Source organism: Paractinoplanes maris, assembly GCF_023544465.1.
GTDB classification, from domain to species: domain Bacteria; phylum Actinomycetota; class Actinomycetes; order Mycobacteriales; family Micromonosporaceae; genus Actinoplanes; species Actinoplanes maris.
Genome location: NZ_JALPVL010000013.1, coordinates 181,293 through 197,530, shown reverse-complemented (window position 1 = coordinate 197,530; position 16,238 = coordinate 181,293). Strand labels below are relative to the sequence as shown.

The window sequence follows — 16,238 nt, the reverse complement described above, 5'->3', positions numbered from 1 at the left end:
TCAGGCCGGCTCGATCGTCTTCACCATGACGCAGTTCTTCAGCCCTTTGGGCCGGTCGTAGGTGAAGCCGAGCCGCTCGTAGAGCCGACGGGTGCCGTTGTAGAGGAACGATGCCGACATCTTCTTGGTCTGGCCGGTCAGGTCGTGGGGATAGCTCTCGACCCGCCCGCCGCCGGCCCGCGCGATCAGGTCGAGCGCGCCGGTGATCGCCAGCTCCGTCACGCCCCGGCGCCGGTGGCGCTTGTCGACGAAGACACAGGTGATCCGGTAGTCAGGATCCGCGGTCTTGGTGGCGTCGTATTGCTTACGGTGGTGCAGCGTGGGCAACTCGGCCGGGGTGCCGTACTCAGCCCACGCGATGGCCTCGTCGCCGTCCATCACCAACGCGGCGTGCGCCTTGCCCTGCTCGACGTAGGCCTTCTTCAGCGCCCGGTTGGCCTCCGCACCCTGACCGCGCTCGGGGCCGTCCGGGTGGAACCAGATGCACCAGCAGCCGCCGAAGATGCCGTTGTGCCGTTGCACCAGCGCATCGAAGGCGGGCCAGGTATCAGTGCTGAGAGGCGCGATGGTGTACGCCATGACTCACCTCAACCGTCCTGCCTGGCCGCGGCCACGTCGACGCACACGATCCCCTTGTTGCCGTCCGGGTCGGCGATCACGGTGACCGCCGGCGCATTGCTGTCGTCGACGACAGTCCCGCCCGCGGCGAGGGCGTCAGCGATCCGTTGGCCGGCCACCTCGGGTGCCACATAGACCTCGACGTGGAACCGCTGACGCGGAGCCTCGTGCTCCTCGGCGTCCCCGAACCACAGGTTGGGAACCCGTACCGTGGCGTCCCGGATCTCGTCGCTGGGCGACCCACGACCCCGCGACGCGGCGCTCCCGGTCAGCAGGGCGGCCCACATCGGGGCGATGGCCGCGGAGTGCGCCGTGTCGAGGCCGAGCTCGAGCTCACTGACCGAGCCCGGATCAGCGACGAGCCCGTGATCGGCGGCGAGCTCGGTGATCCGTCGCGCGAGATCGACGTCCTGCTGGGTCACCCACTCGACGACGTGCTCGGTGCCGTCGTCCTCGCGGTAGACGGCGTCGTCACTGACCAGCTCGAGGTCGACACAGCCCTTGCCGATCGACACCCGAGGATGGTGGCCGAGCGCGTCCCCGGCCTCGCCCACCGCGACGACGAACCGCGCCCCCACGCCGAAGTCGTCCACCAGGTAGCGGGTATGCAGTCCCTGGGCCAGCTTGCGCCAGTCGGTCAGGCCGGCCTCGGCGATCAGCGCGCTTCGCAGCATGTCCATGGAAGCGGACCTTATCCCTGATACCTCCGCGACGTGACCCACCTCGCATCACTTGCCTCTGACGTCAACGTGAGGTTTTAAGGTGGCCGTATGCAGATCAACGGCACAAAAGCTCTCGTCACCGGCGCCAACCGCGGACTCGGCAAAGCCTTCGCCGAGGCTCTGGTCGCCCGCGGCGCCACCACCGTCTACGCCACCGCCCGGCGCCCCGACAGCATCACCGTCCCCGGCGTCGTCCCCCTCCGGTTGGACATCACCGACCAGGCGTCCATCGAGGCCGCCGCGGCCGAGGTGGGTGACCTCGACATCCTGATCAACAACGCCGGCATCTCCACCGAGGCCCCGCTGCTGGGCCCGTCCACGGACAACATCCGCCGCGAGTTCGAGACCAACTTCTGGGGCACTCTCAACGTCACCCGCGCCTTCGCCCCCCAGCTGGCCGGCGGGGCCATCCTCAACGTCATCTCGGCACTGAGCTGGTACGCCTTCGCCCCGTCGAGCAACGGCTACGCCGCCTCCAAGGCCGCCGAATGGTCACTCACCAACGGCATCCGGCTCGAGCTGGCCGACCAGAAGACCCAGGTCACCGCCCTCGCGCTGGCGATTGCCGACACCGACATGATGGCCGGCTACGACATCGAAAAACTTCCGCCCCTGGACGTGGTGACCATGGCCCTGGACGGTCTGGAAGCGGGCCAGCTCGAAGTGATCGCCGACTCCCCCACCGCCAACGTCAAGGCCTCTCTCTCCCGCGACCCCGCCCTGTTCTACGCCGACATTCCCGCCGCCCTTTTCGGCTGACACCGGTCACCGGCGAACCCCAGTCGGTTCGCCGGCCGGCCTCCCGCTGTCAGTGGGCACGGCAACGGTGCCGGCTCTCATCAGGGCGACACCGAGCGCGGCGAAGATCGCGAACCAGACGCCGATGGCGATGCGGCCCAGCACCATCGGCCCGAACACAGCCGGGAACAGCGGCACGAAGACATAGATGCCGAGCACCAGCGGTATCCACCGCCCCCACCCGGGGAACACGGGCCGGCGAACCAGGCCCACCCCAGCGAGCACCATCCCGGCGCCGATCAAAATCATCGGAGCCCCGTACGCGTTGTCGACCGCATCCGCGGCCGGCGTGCCCACCTGAGCCTTCGCCGCCGTGATGGCGAAGAGCTCGCAGACCATGAGCAGGACCATCCCCACGGCCGCGATGACCAGGCCGGCCTTCGTCGAGCGACTCGCGCGCGGCCAGGCCAGTCGCGCGAGGCCATACAGGCCCACGAGGATGCCGATGTGGTGCAGGGCGAAGAAGGACTGGGCGACGGCGTAGCCGGTGGCATCGAAGGGATAGCTGTACCAATCAGTGCCGACCTGTGGCGGCCAGGCCAGAACGGCGACCGCGCAGGCGGCGCCGATCAGACTCGCGATCACGGTGATCAGTCCCAGCGTCCGCAGCCGGACCGCCGCCGTACCCGTCCAGTTCTCAGTCATGGGTGTGACGCTACGAATCACCCGGCCGTGACCACATCCGTGGAACCACTCAACCCCTTGTCCCTAAAGTGACCTCATGAACGCGGCGGAGCTGCTGGAACGGGCCCGAGCGCTGTACCGCGCCGGCGAGGTCGCGGAGGCCTCGATCCTCTGTGTCAGCCTGGCCGACCTCAGTCGCGCGGCCGGCGACGTAGCCACCCTCGCCGATGCCGCGGTGCTGATCCGGCGTCCGCTCGACCCGGCCGTCCGCGCGCGGGTGCATGCCCTCGCGGCCGAGGCGCTGGCCGCGCTGGGTGACGCGGACCCGGTCCGATCCTCCCGGGTACGCGCCCAGCTCGACGCGACCCGCGACTCCTTCCAGGCCGATCAGCCCCCGGCCGCCCACTCCGGTGAGGACGATCCGGAAACCGTCTTCCTCGGCCTGCAGGCCCGCGTCGGTGCCCTGCTGAACGCCGCGCACGCCGAGGAGCGTCTCGCCCTGGCTCAGCGGGCGATCGATCTGGGGCGCCGCACAGCCGAACTGGAGTACGAGGCGTGGGGCCGCCGCTGGCGGATGGATGCCTGGGCGACGCTGGGCCGGTTCGCCGAACTGCACGACGAGATCGCGTTGGCCGGAGCCCTCGCGGAACGGCTCGGCCCGGACTGGCGCTCGCTGCTCCTGCTGACCCGCGCTTCGGAAGACCTCCGGCGGGGCCGCTACGCCGAGGCGTCACTCCTGGCCGACGAGGCCCGCGCGGTCGGCCGGCCCGGCGGCGAGGCGAGCTACCTGCATCTGGTCTTCGAGTTCGACGCCGCCAGGGAAACCGGTGCGCGCATCGAGGAGGTGACCCTTGCCGTACGCGAAGTGGTCGGCCACCTTCCCTTCCAGGCCCGCGGCTGGCTCTGTGCCGCACTGGTCGCCGCCGGTCGTTCCGAGGAGGCGGCCGAACTGTGGCACGCGCTCGCGCCGTACGTGACGCGGATGCCGGCCCACACACCGGAGTTCCTGATCGCCGCGGTCGGCAATGCCGATGTCTGCCTGTCGTTGCGAGACACCACGACCGCGCAGAAGCTCTACGAGATCCTCCTGCCCTACGACGGCCTCCATGCGATTGCCCACGCCTACGGCCCGTACGGAGGCCCGGTCGCCCTCGCCCTGGGCAAGCTGGCCCGGCTGCTGGGTCGCGCAGACGCCGCGAAGCAGCACCTCACTGACGCTCTCGAAGCGGCGCAACGGGCCGAGTCACCCCCGAAGGCCGCAGCCGCCCGCGCCGAGCTGGCCCAGCTGCTCGGACCCCGCACCCGAGCCGGCCGCGACCACGCCGACCTGGCGATGGGCCTGGCGCGACGGCTCGGCATGACGCCGCTGGCCCGCGACATCGAAACGTGGCTGAGCCCGGCAAACCGAAACCCAGCCCTGACTTCCCGCGAGAACGAGATCGCCGCCCTGGTAGCCGAGGGCCTGACGAACGCGACCATAGCCGCACGACTGACCCTCTCCGAGCGAACAGTCGAAAATCATGTCAGCCGCATCCTGCACAAACTCCTGCTGACCTCACGCACCGCACTCGCCGTCTGGTATCGCGACCCCGATGACAGAACCGAGGGCCGCTGAGGTGCGGGCGCCGGTATGTCGAAAACTGGCCGCCTCCTTCGACCTGGGTGTGAATCCGACACGAGGAGGCAGTCTTGTCCACACCACCGATCACCGATCGCGAAACCTGGCAGAAGCAGCTCGACGAACTCCGGGTGCGGGAGAAGGCACACACCCGTGACGGCGATGCCATTGCCGCGGCGCGGCGGCGGCTGCCGATGGTCGAGGTCGACCCGTCGACGCCGCTGACCGGGGTGGACGGGCCGGTTCCACTGATCGACGTCTTCGAGGGCCGGACGCAGCTGTTCGCGTCGTACCACATGTGGCACACCGGCCGGTCCGCCGCCGATCAGTGCGAGGGCTGCACCTTCTTCAACGGCCAGGTTCTCGAGTTGTCCTACCTGCACTCGCGGGACGTCACGTTCGCCGTTCTCGGCCAGGGGCCGATCGAGGAGAGCAGGCGCTACCGGGACTTCATGGGCTGGCCGGCGCCCTGGTACTCGGTGCCCACGGAATCGGTCGGTCCGCTGCTGGCCGGCCGGGAGTTCGGCATGAAGGCGTGCTACCTGCGCGACGGCGACCAGGTCTTCGAGACCTACTGGACCACCGGCCGCGGCGTCGAGCCGATGGCACCCACGTACGGGATGCTCGACATGACTGTGCACGGCCGCCAGGAGCAGTGGGAGGACTCGCCGGAAGGCTGGCCCCGACGCTTCCGTGTTGACGGCGACCAGTTCCGCCTCGACGGGCGACCCACGTCGCAGTGGGCGCGCCTGGCCGCCGGCCGGGACGACGATCTCGGCACGACCGAGGCCGGCGGCGGCGAGCACCACTGCCACTGAGCCTGCGGGCACCACAAGGGCGACAGCTCTAATACTGGCCTCAGGTTGATCAGGGAGAGTGAGCGGCAAAGTATCGACGGGAAGGGGGCGGGCCGGCGTGCGGATCATGATCGCGGATGACGAGGCGGCCATCCGGGAGTCGCTGGAGCGGGTGCTGCAGGTCGAGGGTTATGACACCAGCAGCGTCGCCAGCGGTCTCGCTGTGCTCGACGGGGTCGAGGGGGCCGGCGGTGACGCGCTCGATCTGTTGATCCTCGACGTGATGATGCCCCGCCTCGGCGGGTTGGAGACCTGCCGGCGGTTGCGGGCCGCGGGCCGGGATCTGCCGGTGCTGATGCTGACCGCGCGTGACCAGGTCTCCGACCGGGTCGCGGGGCTGGACGCGGGCGCCGACGACTACCTGCCCAAGCCGTTCGCCACCGAGGAGTTGCTGGCCCGGGTGCGGGCCCTGCTGCGCCGGCGCGCGCCGGGCGACGCGGAGTCGCCGATCCTGTCGTTCGCCGACGTCCGGCTCGATCCCGACCGGTTCGAGGCGTGGCGGGGCGGGCGGCCGCTGCGCCTGACCCGGACCGAGTTCTCCCTGCTGCAGGTCCTCGTGCGCAACGCGACCCGGGTGTTGACCCGCGACGCGCTGTTCGAGGCGATCTGGGGATTCGACATGAGCGCCACCGCCAACAACCTCCAGGTGTACGTGAGCTACCTGCGCCGCAAGATGGAGGCCGAGGGTGAGCCGCGATTGATCTACACGCTGCGCGGCCTGGGATACACGTTGCGGGAGACTCCTCCGTGAGCCGGGGCGCTGCCGGCCGGGGTTCGCGCCGGCTGACCCGTTGGTGGCGCCGGCGGTCCCTGCGGACCAGGCTGACGGTGATCGCGGCGACGGCCATCGCGGTCAGCGTGTTCGTGGCCTTCCAGGTGGCCAGTGAACTGATGGACCGGAAGCTGCGGGAGACCGCCGACAATCAGCTGCGCGCCGACTCCCATGTCCTGGCGACGAACGCGGAGCGCGCCGGTCCGGCGCAGGTCGAGCTACCGCCGTATCCCGGATCCGGTCGGCTGGTGCGGGTCATCCTGTCGGATGGCTCGATCCGCACGCCGGCCGGCCAACCCGCGCTGCCCCGTGTCAGCGAGCACGCCGGGCGCGTGGCACAGGGCGCGTCGACCGACCTGCTGGAGTCGACCGACTGGGACGACGGCTACATCATCTACACGCTCCGGGCGGGCGACGGCGCGGTCCAAGTGGCCCGCCTCGCCGACGACAGCCCGATCAACCAGTTCGGGTTCGGCATGCTGCTGATCGGGTTGTTCTGCGTGGTCGGCGGCGCCTTTGTCGGGCGAACCGTGGCGCGGACCGCGCTGGCACCGATCGACCGGCTGACCGCCGCCGCGGTCCGGGTCGCGCGCACCCGGGATCTCGACGCCGACATCCCGAACGAGGGCGGCGGCGAGATCCGGCGGCTGATCCAATCGATCAACGACATGCTCGCCGCGCTCCGGGACTCCCGGCGGGCCCAGCGGCTGCTCGCCGAGGACGCCGCCCATGAGCTCAAGACGCCCCTCACCAGCCTGCGCCTCAACGTGGAGCTGCTGATCCGGCTCGATCGGCGCGGCACCCTGGACAGCGCACTGCCGGCGGAGAGCCGGACCCGGCTGCTCAACGATCTCGGTGCCCAGGTGGCTGAGTTGAGCACCCTGGCCGCCGAGCTGACCGACCTGGCGCGCGGTGACGTCAGCGACGAGAACACCGAGGTGCTCGACCTCGCCGACGTGGTGGTGACGGCCGCGATCCAGGCGCGTTCCCGCGTGCCCGACATCGAGGTCGCGCTCGACGTGACCTCCGTGTGGGTGAGCGGGCGTCCCGCCGCGCTCCAACGGGCGGTGCTCAACCTCATCGACAACGCCGGCAAGTGGTCCCCCGCGGACCAGCCGGTCCAGGTCCGGCTCCGTGCCGAGGACGCGTCGGCGGTGCTCGAGGTCGACGACGCCGGGCCGGGCATCGACGCCGCGGACGTACCGCGGGTGTTCGACCGGTTCTACCGTGCCGACAGCGCCCGGGCGTTGCCGGGATCCGGTCTGGGGCTGTCGATCGTACGGCGGGTCGTCGACGCCCACGGCGGCCAGGCCACCGTCGCCCGTTCCGCACGCGGTGGCGCGCTGCTTCGGCTCGACCTTCCGGCCGCGGCCCCGCCCACCCCGAGCGCCCGGCTCACCGCCGGGGAGGACACCGCGGTGAGCTGATCCCGCCCCGGTGGGGCGGCGGCCTTCGGCCATGGAGAAAATCCGGGACGGGTCTGGCCCCGTCCCGGATCTCGTACGTGCCGCCGCGCTCACCGTTGCAGCGCGGGCTCCTTATCGTCCACGAGCGGCCGTCGACGGTCCGGCAGTTCCTCCGGTCGGGACAGCCGGCTCGGCCACCAGATCCGCCGGCCGATCAGCAGGGTGAGGGCGGGCACCAGGACCGATCGCACCAGCAGGGCGTCGAGCAGCACGCCGAAGGCGACCAGGAACCCGACCTCGATCAGCATCACCAGCGGAAGCGTGGCTAGGACCGCGAACGTGGCCGCCAGGACCAGGCCGGCCGAGGTGATGACGCCACCGGTGGCGGAGAGGGCTTTGAGCATGCCGTCTCTGGTGCCGAGACGCACGGTTTCCTCGCGGGCCCGGCTGGCCAGGAAAATGTTGTAGTCGACGCCGAGCGCCACCAGGAACAGGAAGGCCAGCAGCGGCACCGAATAGTCGACACCCTTGAACCCGAGGATCGTGTCGAAGACGAACACGCTGCCGCCGAAGGCCGCGGCGAACGAGACGATCACGGTGGCCATCAGGACCAGCGGGGCCACGATCGCGCGCAGCAACAACCCGAGGATGATCAGGACGACGGCGAGCACCAGCGGGATCACCAGCTTCTCGTCACGGCTGGTGGTCACCTCGGTGTCGAGGTTCTCCGCACTCGGCCCGCCGACGATCGCCTCCGCCCCGTTCACCGCGTGCACGGCGGTGCGCACCCGCTTGATGGTGTCGTACTCAGCAGCGGTGTCCGGCGCGTCCGTCGGGAAGACGGAGAGGTCGGCCCAGCCTCCGCTGGTCTGGCCCGGAACGGCCACTGCCACGCCGGGAGTGCCCTTGACGATGTCGAGCACCCGCTCCTGGTACGCCGGTCGCGTGAAGATCGTCATCGGCTGGCCGCCGAGCTCCGGGAAGTGCTGGCGCAGAACGGTGAAGCCGGTGACCGACTCCGGCGCGTCCAGGAACTGGTCCTGCGCCCGCAGGGCGCCGGTGTTGCCCGCCAGCCCGACGGCGAGCACGCCGAGGATTCCGAGCGAGCCGAGCGTCGCCACCCACCGGCGGCGGCTGATGGCGGTGCCGAGCCGTCCCCACAGCCCCGGCTTCTCCTCCACGACCGTGCTGAACCGCGGGATGGCCGGCCAGAAGATCCGCCGGCCGAGCACCACGAGCATCGCCGGGAACAGCGTCAGCATGGCCACCAGCGCGCACAGGATGCCGGCCGCCCCGATCGGGCCCAAACCGCTGGTGCTGTTCAGGTCCGCGACGAGCAGGCAGAGCAGGCCGGCGACCACGGTGGCCGCGGACGCGACGATGGCCGGCGCCGCGCCACGTAGCGCGTGGACCATCGCGACCCGGACGTTCTCGTGGTGGTGCAGTGCCTCCCGATATCGAGCGATGAGCAACAGCGCGTAATCCGTGCCGACGCCGAACACCAGGATCGTCAGCAGCGCCGAGTTCTGGTCGTTGACCACGATGCCGAAAGCCTTGACGAGCAGGTAGACGGTCGCCATCGCGGTCAGTGCGGCCGCGCCCACGGCCATGAGCGGGATGAACCACAACACCGGGCTGCGGTAGGTGAGGATGAGCAGGAGCGTGACGACGATGACGGTGGTGAGGAAGACCTGCAGGTCGATGCCGTCGAAGACGGCGTCCAGGTCGCCGTCGATCGCGGCGGGGCCGGTCACCTCGAGTTCCAGCCCGGCGGGGCGGTCCTTGGCGGCGTCACGCAACGGACCGACGATGTCCTCCGGGCCGCCGTAGGTCATGCTCACCTCGAGGGTGAACATCATCGCCTTGCCGTCGGTGGACCGACTCGTCGGTGAGCCGTCGTCGTCCTCGCCGGCCGTCTTCGGCGGGTACCGCTTGGCCAAGGTGTTGTAGTGGCGCTCGACCGTCGCGCGGTCGGCGTCGGTCAAAGCGCCGGCGCGGTGGTACACGAAGACGAACGTGTTGTCCTCGCCGCCGGGGCGACTGTCCTCCAACACCGCCACCTTGGTGGACTCGGCACTGGCCGGGAGGGTGTCCACGGCTTTGTCGGTGGTGACCGAGCTCAGCTTTCCGCTCAACGGCACCATGACCGCCGCCAGCACCAGCCACAAGCCGATCACCAGCCACGGCACCCACCGGCCGGGTGGCGCTTCCCTGGACGGCGCTGCGTTCACTGACATCAATAGCCTCCTGACGCGTTGCATCACTTGTCTGAGGCCGAATTCGTACCGAGCGAATCTGAGACGACTGTTAATCCGGTGATCAGGAAGTAGTACCGCGGTGCCGCCTCCTCCCGACGACGCCGACAGTGCGGCGCGGGCGGGTCGTCAGCTCCACCGCAGCCGCTGCGCGCCGGCGAGCGGTTCCTGGACCTGAAGATGGCCGAGGCCTACACGCCCATGCCGCCGGAGCGCTCGCCGAGTTCCCGGCCAGCGCCTCCCGGAACCGTGGCCGGCAGACGCCGAGCAGCTCGCTGGTGCGGTGCGCGAGGGGCTCGCGATACTCCTCAGCGCCGGGGGTCGGTCAGCGTGCCGAAGTAGCCGAAGATCACCGCGCGCATGGCCCACACACGGACGCGCCGGAGACCCCCCGTGGTGCGAGGGCCTCCGGCGAGGCGGTTCCGTGCGGTGGATCAGGATCCGCGAAGGATCAGGTTGCCATTGTCCGCGGCGCCGCTCTGCGAGCCGCTTGTTTCGCTGGCGCGTTTTACGGCGCCGCATTCCCTGCGGCTTTATCCCGCTGGCGTCTCGTTCACACCCAGACCACGCAGGACGTCATCGCGGTTCGCGTTCGCGCGCAGCGCGGTCAACGAATTCAAGCGGCCCAGCAAAGTCGTGGAAGATGCGGGGCATTTCAAGTCTTGAATCGCCGACAAGGTCTTTTCAAAACGCTGGATGCGACTTTCCAGGTCCGTCCCACTCGGAAGGTTCGCATTCTTGAGCGCTACCTGCGCGTTCACTTGGGCTTGAGTGGGCGGGCAGCGACCGGGAACATTTACCCCGGTGGGGCCCACGCGGTCGGCCGTCGCATTCGGATTGCCCGGGCTGAAACCCAGCGCCGGCACCAAAGCGTCGATGTTACCGGAGCCGGCTCCGGCGTTCCCCGTCGCTCCACCCGCGGCCGCGTCACCGGATCCTGTGGCGGCGGCTTTATCCGCTGGCGTCTCGTTCACACCCAAGCCACGCAGGACGTCATCGCGGTTCGCGTTCGCGCGCAGCGCGGTCAACGAATTCAAGCGGCCCAGCAAAGTCGTGGAAGATGCGGGGCATTTCAAGTCTTGAATCGCCGACAAGGTCTTTTCAAAGCGCTGGATGCGGCTTTCCAGGTCCGTCCCACTCGGAAGGTTCGCATTCTTGAGCGCTACCTGCGCGTTCACTTGGGCTTGAGTGGGTGGGCAGCGACCGGGAACATTTACCCCGGTGGGGCCCACGCGGTCGGCCGTCGCATTCGGATTGCCCGGGCTGAAACCGAGCGCCGGCACCAAAGCGTTGATGTTACCGGAGCCGGCTCCGGCGTTGCCCTGCTCGGCGGCCTGGCTCATCCCCGTGCCGACCGCGAGAGCCGAGCCGAGCAGCGCTGCGGCGGCACCTCCAATCACCAGCTTGCGCGTCCGGCTACTGACTCGGCGTCGATAGCTGCTGACTCCGCCTCGATACATGCACCGCTCCCTCTTCGTCCCGTACTGCTTGTGCCGAGAGATACGAGCAACGATGTGCAGCAGTTCATGACGCTGAGCGAGCCTTCCTTAAAGTTTCTTTAACGCTACGCCCGGGGCGGGCGACCGCCGGCATCGTCGCGCCCACGTCCGCGGGTCAGCAGCGAGCCCGCCGCCATCACCGTGAACGCGAGCGGCCCCGTCCACCCGGCCGGCTGCGCGAGCGGCTCGATCTGCCAGCCGATCCGCGAGGGCCCGACCACCGCGGCCTGGCATGGCGGGCGGGACTCGAACCCGCGACCGAGGGATTATGAGAGCGCCCATGCGAGTGGTCCGCAGCCTCTACCTGCAGCTCCTCTTACGAGACGGTCACCTAAGCCCGCATATTTCCAGGACATGCCTACGGTTCGCGTCACAAGTCGTGTCACGCCGACATCGGCCCGATAGCTGCGTCTACCCGATGCGCGACCCAGAAGGGGGCCCGACGATGGCTGTATCTGGCCGTCTTCCAGTACCTTCATGACCATATTGGGCCGACTCGCTCGGGAGAGTGGTGAATCTATGAATGAAAGCTTTAGTGAAGTGGCACAGCGCCATCTCGGAAACCCAGTTCGCCGTTCAGTCGTTATCAGGAAGCGGGCGGGGGTTCAGGGTTTGCCCTACCGACAGCACTTCGTCCCACATCGCCACGGCCGGGCTCGTTCTACTGCCTGGATCAGGTCGGTGTCGTTTTAACAGAATCGGCGTTCCGCCCAACGCACTCAACTCGGACGGACGAATGTGCCTCGCTGCAGGACGGTGTAGACCAAGTCCCGTTCGCGTAGAAGGTTGACCGGCCGGTCTTGATGTTGCCTTCGATGTAGTCGGCGATCTGAACGTAGACAGGTACGCGGCCGTCGGGGTGTACCCGGTCGCCTGCTTACGTGCGCCAAGTTACGAAGCGTGCCCCACCGCTGACCACCCTGTGGACTAGTCGTGCGGCGGAGGACCGGAGGAGGCCGCGACCTTGCGATGGCGCGACCATCTCACCCAGAGCGACCACCGCACCGTGGGGTCTGGGGGTCGCCCCCAGGCAAGATGAGTGGGGCGGGCGGGACTCGAACCCGCGACCGAGGGATTATGAGTCCCCTGCTCTAACCCACTGAGCTACCGCCCCTTACCGGCGGCGATCCTAACCCGTGCCGCATACCCACAGCCAGCGATCTCCCCGGCTCAGACGCCGACCCGCGCGCCCAGCCAGGAAAGCACGGCCCCGGCCGTCCGCCATCCGCCGGCCAGCGCGCCCTGGATCGACGGGCTGTCGCGGTGGTCGCCGGCCACGAACAGGCCGTCGCCCAGGTCGACCGGCTTGCGCAGCTGGGCCTGGGGGACGCGGGCCGCGGGCAGCGCCTCCGGGATGCTGATCATCTCGAGCATCTCCCAGTCGTCGGTCGGCACGCCGTACAGGCGGGACAGCTCGACCCGGATGACCGTCTCGGACGCTGAGGACGGGGCTGAGACACCGACCACCGACGCCGCGATCAGGGACTTTCCGTTCGGGGCGTACTCGGGGGCGGCGTTGCTGACCACCGCGGTGTTGGCGATGATCTCGCGGCGGTCGCCGTCCAGGAGCAGGGTGGGCTCGTCGATGGGGGCCTGGTCGGCGCCGAAGTAGAACGTCGTCAGGCCGTGCATGTCGGGGCGGGGCACCTGCGGCAGCAGCTCGGAGGCCGCGCTCGGACCGGTTGCCACGATCACCGCCCGGCAGTTGATCTGGCCGCCGTCGGTGACCACCACGCCGGGGCTGACCTCGAGGGTGCGGGCGCCGATCAGCAGCTGGGGGTAGGGCAGCGGGCCGGCGATCGCGGCCGGCAGGGCCTGCATACCGGCCGCCGGTACGCCGATCTTGCCGCGGGCGAAGGACCGGAGCACCATCGCGAAGACGTGGCTGGAGGTCTCGAGCGAGCGGTCGGCGAACACCCCGGAGAAGAAGGGACGCAGCACTTCCTCGATCATGCGGTGCGACAAGCCGGCCTTGCGCAGCATCTCCTGGGCGGTCGTCTCGCGGGCTTCGAGCAGCCGGGACGCGGGCAGCGTCGCGCAGCGGGCGGCCAGCGCCGCGAACTTCAGCCGGTCGCTGAGCGTGCCGACGTGCGCGTTCAGGGTCTGCGCGGCCGACAGCGGCTCGCGCAGCGGGTTTTCCAGCCGGTGCAACTCGCCACCGCGGCGCACCAGGGCCCCGGACTTGAAGTAGCGCATGTCGAGCGCGTCGATGTCGACCAGCGCGGGCACCCGTGGGTAGGCCGTGTTGAGCACCTGGAACCCGCGGTCGAAGTGCCAGCCGTCCACGACGTCGGTGGCGACGCGGCCACCGATCCGGTCGGAGCCCTCGACCAGCAGCCACTCCACCCCGGCGCGGTCAAGACGGCGGGCAGCGGACAGTCCGGCGAGACCGCCGCCGACGATGACGACGTCCACCTCAACAGGTTGCGACACGTGCACCTCACAAGGGGACGAACCAGGCAGCCCCAAGACTAACCGCGCTCGCTGGTCACGGCAGCGGAAAGACCAAGACGTACGGACGTACGCCCCCGCCTGCCCCTCGGGAAAGCCCGGCCGGCGCTGACGAACGTCAGTGCCGGCCGGGTGAAGGAGGTTCAGCAGGACAGGTTGCCGCCCGGGTCCACGCCGAGGATCTGCGCGAACCGCTGGTAGGCGTCGACGCGGCTCTGCACCTGCGCCGGGTTGCCGCCGTCGCACTCCAGCGCACCGTTGATGCTGCGGATGGTCTGGCCGAAGCCCGCGCCACCGGCCATCGCGGCGTGCGGCGTCATCGAGCCCGGCCCGGTCTGCGTCATCCAGTACCAAAGGCCGGTCTGCCAGGCCACCGACGCGTCGTTCTTGACCAGGTCCGGGTTGGTGAGCAGGTCGATGCCGAGGGCGTCGCCCGCCGCCTTGTAGTTGAAGCTCCAGCTCAGCTGAATCGGCCCGCGCCCGTGATAGGCGTCCTGACCAGCCGGGCATCCGTACGGCTGGGTGCCGTCACAGTAGTGCGGCCAGTTCGCCTGGTTCAGCTCCTCGACGTACACCAGACCGCCGGACTCGTGGTTGATGTTCGCGAGGAACGCGGCGGCTTCCCGCTTCTGCACGTCCTCACCACCGGTCCCGGTGAACTCCGGGAACCTCTGCATGGCGTCCACCAGTCCGGCGTACGAGTAGAAGTCGATCCTGTTCGGGAACATCTGCTGGAATTGGGACTCGGACACCGGCAGGGTCGCCGCCGAGGCGCCCGTGCCCGGGAGCAGGGCGGCCAGACCGGCCACCGCGGCGACTGCCACGGACGCGGCCGCGGCCAGCAATTTCCTCTTAGCCATGATCAGCCTCCGGGCTCAGTTGAAGGGCGACAGCGTGATGCCGATGGACGTGGGGTCGCCACTGTGGACCAGCGACTCCTGGTTGGCGACGTCGTCGAAGGCGAACGCGTACGCCTTGCCGTCGACCATGTTGGCGTGGATCAGTTTCGCGTACTCGTTGGTCGGCTCGTTCCGATAGAAGGTCGCCGGGTCGGTGCTGGGCTCGACCGGCTGCGACCCGAGGGTGCCGCGGGTCAGCGCCGCGCACAGGCTGCGGGCGATCGGCCCGACCACCAGGTCGTTCGGCGCGCCGAGGTTGCCGTCGCAGCCCCAGACGTTCGCCGTGGTGGGCTTGGTGAAAGTGGCGACCTGGGCCCCGGTGCGGTCGGTGAAGGTCATGACATCGCCCGCGGTGCGGCCGGTGAAGACCTTGTCGGGCTGGTCGAGGAACGGCTTCACGGTGAGGTCGGCATTTGCGTACGCGGACCAGGCTCGATCGATGTAGCCGGCCAGATAGTCCGGGTCGAAGCCGCCGGCGTCGGCTCCCTTGCCGGGTGACAGGACCCGCAGCACGGTGCCGTCGGCCCGGGTCTGCACCAGCTTGGCGAAATCGGCGTCCGCCTCGAGCCCGTCGACGACGGCGTTGTGACCGCCCGGCTTGAGCTCGCCGGTCTCCAGCGTGTTGCCGTCCGAGCCGGTCACGCTGACCTTGTGCGGTACGGCGAACATGTCGACCTGGGAGCTGTTGAGGAACACCCCGGAGTCGTTGTAGGTGAACTCGCTCCAGTCGAACAGGATGTCGCTGTTCGGGTCGCCGGCCGCCCACGGCGCGGGCTGCACGAGACCGCCGTCCTGGGCCAGCTTGAAGCTCAGCTTGTCGCCGAACGACATGTACATGCGCCCGGACAGTCCCTTGGGCACCTGGATCGTCTTGCTGGCCCCGTTGCCCGGCCCGTCGATCGCCACGTCGGGCGCCGGCACCGGCGGGTTCCCACCGGCCGGCCACGGCGTGAACGTGCCGCCTTCGGTCACGTAGCCGAGCCGTCCACCGGATTCGCCCAGGACATACAGGTGAACGCCCTCACCACGCCCCGAGTCGTTGGTGACGGTCAGCGGCAGCAGGTCGGGTCCGGCCGCGCTCGCGTTGGGGACAACCGCGACGGCGGCGGACACGGCAACCGCCGCGACGGCCGCCACGAGCAGGGATTTGCGCTTGCGACGCATAGGCACTCCACAGTCCGGCCCCCGGGTTGGCGCAGGCCCGGCGCACCGGAGGGGATCCCGCACCGACCGGAGCGCTTCGGGGGCGGACAAGGAAGGGGGTCGCACCCCGGCCGTAACGCTCCGTCATCCACGAGAGCGCTCTCACACCCTGACCCCGCCACCCCACCATGTCAATCGATGCCCACCCCCCGTACCACACGGCACCACACCACCCCGACGAAGGCCCATCTCCGCAGGTCAGACGACATCTCGAACCACAAAGGGGCAAATGTTCCCCAACATCAGGGCACCCACCAGCAACCCGCCCCGAGCGCCAACCAACACGAAGCGCAACCCAGCCGTGAGCCACAACTGAGCCCCAAGCGCAACGGCGGCCGAGCGCACAGCGCGAAGACCAACCCACCGCAGCCGAGCGCACAGCGCGAAGCCCAACCCACCGCGGCCGAGCGCACAGCGCGAAGCCCAACCCACCGCGGCCGAGCGCACAGCGCGAAGGCAACCCGAGCGCGCAGCGCGAGCCCAACGCACCCAGCGCAAGCAGAAGCCGGAGCGCAG

General features: G+C 69.5%; 12 protein-coding genes, 1 tRNA gene and 1 pseudogene. 5 read left to right on the top strand and 9 right to left on the bottom strand.

All coding sequences use genetic code 11. From position 1 onward, the window contains the following. Together NAG42_RS34080 and NAG42_RS34075 are read right to left on the bottom strand one after the other, a co-directional pair. Complete coding sequence (locus NAG42_RS34080) at positions 1-579, bottom strand: GNAT family N-acetyltransferase (RefSeq protein WP_250036110.1); 579 nt, start codon at positions 577-579, stop codon at positions 1-3. An 8-nt stretch (positions 580-587) separates the two neighbouring features. Beyond that, positions 588-1,298 (bottom strand): 4a-hydroxytetrahydrobiopterin dehydratase, encoded by a 711-nt coding sequence (locus NAG42_RS34075; protein WP_250036108.1) that lies wholly within the window; start codon positions 1,296-1,298, stop codon positions 588-590. Between the two features lie 90 nt (positions 1,299-1,388). Here NAG42_RS34075 and NAG42_RS34070 point away from each other — a divergent pair, with 90 nt between their 5' ends. Then, positions 1,389-2,099, top strand: a complete 711-nt coding sequence (locus NAG42_RS34070) for an SDR family oxidoreductase (protein WP_250036106.1) — start codon at positions 1,389-1,391, stop codon at positions 2,097-2,099. Positions 2,100-2,105: 6 nt separating this feature from the next. Here NAG42_RS34070 and NAG42_RS34065 read toward each other — a convergent pair whose 3' ends face one another. Further along, the gene (locus tag NAG42_RS34065; protein ID WP_250036104.1) at positions 2,106-2,783 is read right to left on the bottom strand and encodes a hypothetical protein; all 678 of its coding nucleotides are present in this window, start codon (positions 2,781-2,783) and stop codon (positions 2,106-2,108) included. A 76-nt stretch (positions 2,784-2,859) separates the two neighbouring features. Between NAG42_RS34065 and NAG42_RS34060 the strand changes: the two genes are divergently transcribed. The 4 genes from NAG42_RS34060 to NAG42_RS34045 all read left to right on the top strand — a co-directional run bounded on the left by NAG42_RS34060 (position 2,860) and on the right by NAG42_RS34045 (position 7,436). Further along, positions 2,860-4,377, top strand: a complete 1,518-nt coding sequence (locus NAG42_RS34060) for a LuxR C-terminal-related transcriptional regulator (protein ID WP_250036102.1) — start codon at positions 2,860-2,862, stop codon at positions 4,375-4,377. 74 nt (positions 4,378-4,451) lie between these two features. Then, positions 4,452-5,198, top strand: a complete 747-nt coding sequence (locus NAG42_RS34055; protein WP_250036099.1) for a DUF899 family protein — start codon at positions 4,452-4,454, stop codon at positions 5,196-5,198. Positions 5,199-5,304: 106 nt separating this feature from the next. Beyond that, on the top strand, positions 5,305-5,988 hold the full coding sequence (locus NAG42_RS34050; protein ID WP_250036097.1) for a response regulator transcription factor: 684 nt from the start codon (positions 5,305-5,307) through the stop codon (positions 5,986-5,988). After that, on the top strand, positions 5,985-7,436 hold the full coding sequence (locus tag NAG42_RS34045) for a HAMP domain-containing sensor histidine kinase (protein WP_250036095.1): 1,452 nt from the start codon (positions 5,985-5,987) through the stop codon (positions 7,434-7,436). The genes NAG42_RS34050 and NAG42_RS34045 overlap by 4 nt, the downstream gene beginning before the upstream one ends. Positions 7,437-7,525: 89 nt before the next feature. Here the strand turns inward: NAG42_RS34045 and NAG42_RS34040 are convergent, their stop codons facing one another. From NAG42_RS34040 to NAG42_RS34015, 6 genes and pseudogenes are all read right to left on the bottom strand, one after another. Next, the gene (locus NAG42_RS34040; protein WP_250036093.1) at positions 7,526-9,652 is read right to left on the bottom strand and encodes an MMPL family transporter; all 2,127 of its coding nucleotides are present in this window, start codon (positions 9,650-9,652) and stop codon (positions 7,526-7,528) included. A 551-nt stretch (positions 9,653-10,203) separates the two neighbouring features. After that, positions 10,204-11,130 carry a hypothetical protein gene (locus NAG42_RS34035; protein ID WP_250036091.1) on the bottom strand — a complete coding sequence of 309 codons (927 nt, stop codon included), beginning with the start codon at positions 11,128-11,130 and terminating at the stop codon, positions 10,204-10,206. 1,079 nt (positions 11,131-12,209) lie between these two features. Beyond that, a tRNA-Ile gene (locus NAG42_RS34030) sits at positions 12,210-12,283 on the bottom strand. Positions 12,284-12,339: 56 nt separating this feature from the next. Then, a complete protein-coding gene (locus tag NAG42_RS34025) occupies positions 12,340-13,602 on the bottom strand; it encodes an NAD(P)/FAD-dependent oxidoreductase (RefSeq protein WP_250036090.1) in 1,263 nt (420 codons plus the stop codon). A 161-nt stretch (positions 13,603-13,763) separates the two neighbouring features. Next, positions 13,764-14,372 (bottom strand): annotated as a pseudogene (locus NAG42_RS34020) (chitinase); the annotation flags it as partial. Between the two features lie 123 nt (positions 14,373-14,495). Then, on the bottom strand, positions 14,496-15,683 hold the full coding sequence (locus NAG42_RS34015) for a glycoside hydrolase family 64 protein (protein ID WP_250036089.1): 1,188 nt from the start codon (positions 15,681-15,683) through the stop codon (positions 14,496-14,498). Positions 15,684-16,238: the final 555 nt, after the last annotated feature.